The organism is Gloeomargarita sp. SKYB120 (genome assembly GCA_025062155.1).
In the GTDB taxonomy this organism is placed as follows: domain Bacteria; phylum Cyanobacteriota; class Cyanobacteriia; order Gloeomargaritales; family Gloeomargaritaceae; genus Gloeomargarita.
The window spans coordinates 1-3,564 of record JANXAM010000062.1; the positions used below are offsets into that span (position 1 = coordinate 1).

The 3,564-nt window shown below is 56.3% G+C and carries 5 protein-coding genes and 1 tRNA gene; 5 read left to right on the forward strand and 1 reads right to left on the reverse strand.

Annotated features, from left to right (window positions below; translation table 11 throughout):
- The 4 genes from NZ705_12345 to NZ705_12360 form a co-directional block, all read left to right on the forward strand.
- Positions 1-708: cell division protein FtsZ (locus tag NZ705_12345; GenBank protein MCS7293734.1), on the forward strand; the 708-nt coding region annotated here is incomplete at its 5' end.
- 106 nt (positions 709-814) lie between these two features.
- Positions 815-1,771: a ribose-phosphate pyrophosphokinase gene (locus NZ705_12350; GenBank protein MCS7293735.1), complete on the forward strand. Its 957-nt coding sequence runs from the start codon at positions 815-817 to the stop codon at positions 1,769-1,771.
- 67 nt (positions 1,772-1,838) lie between these two features.
- Positions 1,839-2,276, forward strand: a complete 438-nt coding sequence (locus NZ705_12355) for a CAAD domain-containing protein (GenBank protein MCS7293736.1) — start codon at positions 1,839-1,841, stop codon at positions 2,274-2,276.
- A complete protein-coding gene (locus NZ705_12360) occupies positions 2,277-2,810 on the forward strand; it encodes a hypothetical protein (protein ID MCS7293737.1) in 534 nt (177 codons plus the stop codon).
- Here NZ705_12360 and NZ705_12365 read toward each other — a convergent pair.
- On the reverse strand, positions 2,803-3,450 hold the full coding sequence (locus tag NZ705_12365; protein MCS7293738.1) for a hypothetical protein: 648 nt from the start codon (positions 3,448-3,450) through the stop codon (positions 2,803-2,805). The genes NZ705_12360 and NZ705_12365 overlap by 8 nt on opposite strands.
- Before the next feature lie 37 nt (positions 3,451-3,487).
- Here NZ705_12365 and NZ705_12370 point away from each other — a divergent pair.
- Positions 3,488-3,559: transfer RNA gene (locus NZ705_12370), tRNA-Ile, on the forward strand.
- The last annotated feature ends 5 nt before the right edge of the window (positions 3,560-3,564 follow it).

Here is a 3,564-nt window from a genome sequence, read left to right on the forward strand (position 1 = left end):
GAAGGGAAACGCCGGGCAGCTCAGGCGGAAGAGGGTATTGCTATGCTCCAGAGCCGGGTGGATACCCTGATTGTCATTCCTAACGACCGCCTGTTGACCACAATTGGGGAATCTACACCGGTGCAGGAGGCGTTTCGGGTGGCGGATGACATTTTGCGCCAGGGGGTGCAAGGCATTTCCGACATTATTACGATTCCGGGTCTAGTCAACGTGGACTTTGCCGATGTGAAGGCGATCATGGCCGATGCTGGGTCAGCGTTGATGGGAATTGGTACAGGTACGGGGAAAGGCCGGGCTGCCGAAGCAGCGAATATGGCGATTGCCTCACCCCTGCTGGAGTCTTCGATTCACGGGGCCAAGGGTGTGCTGTTTAATATCACCGGGGGCAGCGATTTGAGCCTGCACGAGGTGAATACGGCAGCAGAAATCATTTACAACGTGGTGGACCCGGAAGCGAACATTATCTTCGGAGCGGTATTAGACGACCGCTTGCAGGGAGAGGTGCGGATTACGGTGATTGCCACTGGTTTCCAACCGGCTGTACCGAGCACTAGTTCATTGCCGCGACCGCAACCTACGGTTCGGCCTGTGACCCCGGTGCCCAACCATGCCGCCACGCCTAATGTGGACCTGAAGCCCCAGGTGGAGGAGCCACCGCCAGAAATTGATATTCCTGATTTCTTAAAACGGCGACGGCCACGGCGTTGAACCTGAGCTTCCTGCAGGGAGTCGTCCAGCGGAAGTGCTACGATGACAGGTAGGATTTTGCCGGGGTGAGATGGTGCTGCCAGCTTCTCGTCCTCTGTCTGTACCAATGCCAGTTTCGACCGACCATGGTCGCCTACGCCTGTTTGCAGGTTCAGCTAACGTTCCTTTGGCGGAGGAAATCGCTCGGTATCTGGGCGTAGATTTGGGGCCAATTGTCCGCAAGCGCTTTTCGGATGGTGAGTTATACGTCCAGATTCAGGAATCCGTACGGGGTTGTGATGTCTATCTGCTGCAACCGACCTGCCATCCCGTTAATGACCACCTGATGGAATTGCTGATCATGATTGATGCGTGTCGGCGAGCCTCCGCACGGCAAATTACCGCCGTGATTCCCTATTACGGCTATGCACGCGCCGACCGCAAAACTGCTGGCCGTGAAGCGATTACGGCAAAACTGGTGGCGAATTTGATTACCGAAGCGGGGGCTAGCCGGATTCTGGCAATGGATTTGCACGTGGCTCAGATTCAGGCCTACTTTGACATTCCCTTTGACCATGTCTATGCCAGCAATGTCCTGCAACAGTACATCCTCAGCAAGGGGTTGACCGACTTTGTGGTGGTGTCACCGGATGTAGGTGGTGTCGCCCGAGCCAGGGCCTTTGCCAAGAAATTAAACGATGCCCCCCTCGCGATCATCGACAAGCGGCGCCAGGGGCACAATGTGGCCGAGGTATTGAATGTGATCGGGGATGTGCGGGGCAAGACGGCAATTCTAGTGGATGACATGATTGACACTGGCGGCACGATGACCGAGGGGGCGCGGTTGCTGATGGAACACGGGGCGCAAGCAGTCTATGCCTGTGCTACCCATGCCGTCTTTTCTGGACAGGCGCCCCAGGTGCTTGCTAACAGTGTATTTACGGAGGTGATTGTGACCAATACGATTCCGGTGCCACCAGAGAAGCGGTTCCCCCAGTTAAAAATTTTGTCGGTGGCGAATGTGATTGGCGAAGCCATCTGGCGGGTGCACGAGGACAGTTCCGTCAGTAGCATGTTCCGTTAGAGGGCTTGCCGGAACGGTCACTCCAGGAGTAAAGTCGCATCAAGCAGTGTTTGCCGAGGTCGGTGCTATGGAATCTGAAACCCATCCGCTCGAAAACCATGACCAAGAAACGCCACCCGTGACGGCATCTCCCCAGGCGGAGACAGCAGAAGCAGACCATGTCACGCCGCCGAAAAGCAAGGCAGGTGCAGTAGTGGACTCGCTACGACACACGCTGGCGGATTCCCTCAGTTTTCTGGGGCCGACCTGGGAAAAGGTGCAGAGCTTTTTTAGCGAACAGCGCAAGACTATTAGTTTGGCGGTGGTCATTGCCCTGGCGCTACTGGTTCTGGCGTTGGTGTCGGGGGTGCTGGGGATCATCAATGCCATCCCGCTGTTACCAGCAGTCCTGGAACTATTGGGGTTATGGTATATCCTGCGTTACCTGCTGATGGCGGAATCCCGCAAGGCAGTGGTGCAGGAACTCAGCGAATTTATTAGTAAAGTCACGGGTCAACAGTCGTAAGTGCTGGGGGAGTTTCGCCAGAAGTATCCCTTGGGTTGCCTCACCAGCGAACTCCTGCAAATCCACCAGGGGCAATACCTGGTACGGGTGACAGTGCAGGTGGGTGGGGTGACCTTGGCAACGGGACTGGGGAGTGGCAGCACCATCGAGGGGGCGGAAGACCGCGCCAGGGAACGGGCCTTGATGGCTTTGGGACTGACACCCAAGGAAAAAGAAATGACCCGCCCCGTGTTACTCGCCACTGCTGAACCCAAACCAGTCTCTGCATCACCAGCGGTGGAAGCGCCGGCCACTACGCCTCCTCCCGTAGAAGAGGTCCCCACCCCCCCCAAACTGGATATGCTCGACATCCTAGCCCAAACCACAGCCGAAATGAAGCGATTAGGGTGGACAAATGCCCAAGGGCGGGAATATCTCCGGCGCACCTACGGTCGCAACAGCCGGCAGGAATTGAGTGATCAAGAATTACTCGACTTTTTGAATTACTTGCGTAGTCAACCCAGTGGCAATAGTTCCTTACCCTCCGTTAGTTAACGGTGGAGTTGGGTGTAGGTGCTGGTTGGGCTGGCTCTAACGCAATATCCCGCAACTCAATGAAGGGAATGGTTTGCCCCACTTCTGTCAGGCCCACCCGCACCTTTCCCAGCCGGATAGGCACTTTCACCCGCACGGCTGTGGCTTGGTTGCCCGGCGCCAGTTGAACGGGTAACCCTTCGACTTCAACGTCCAGGATTTCGCCTCGGTCATTGCGCACGATGAATTGTCGCTGGAGTTGCACCGCCTCTGCTCGTTCATTTTGTATGCGCAATAGCAGTACAGCTTGGTCACCTTCTTGGTCTATTCGTTCGAGGGCCATGTAAACTCCTCCCTCTTGCAACGCCAGCAGCGGCAGACGCAAGTTAGGGTCGCTCGGAGCAGGAGTCGGTGTGTTGGGACGAACATGACTGACGCCCATCAGCGCTTGCACTTGTCGGATAATCGCGTCCTCTGCCAGCAATGTGAAAGGCTTGGGGTCGTCATCGGGCGTCACCGGATTCAACGCGGGTTGTCTTACTTTACTCAACGCTTCTTGTCCCAGCCGATAACCAAACCAGGTCGCTACTCCCCCTGCCACCAGCGCCAACACTGTAAACCCTAGGGTGACGACCCCTATCCATCGCTTGGCTTGCCCCATGGGTTTGCTAAAATCGCCTATGCTATTGTATCAGTCCGCACGAGTGGCCGACTGGTAGGGCAAGCGACTCATAATCGCCGGTATGTGGGTTCAAATCCCACCTCGTGCATCGGT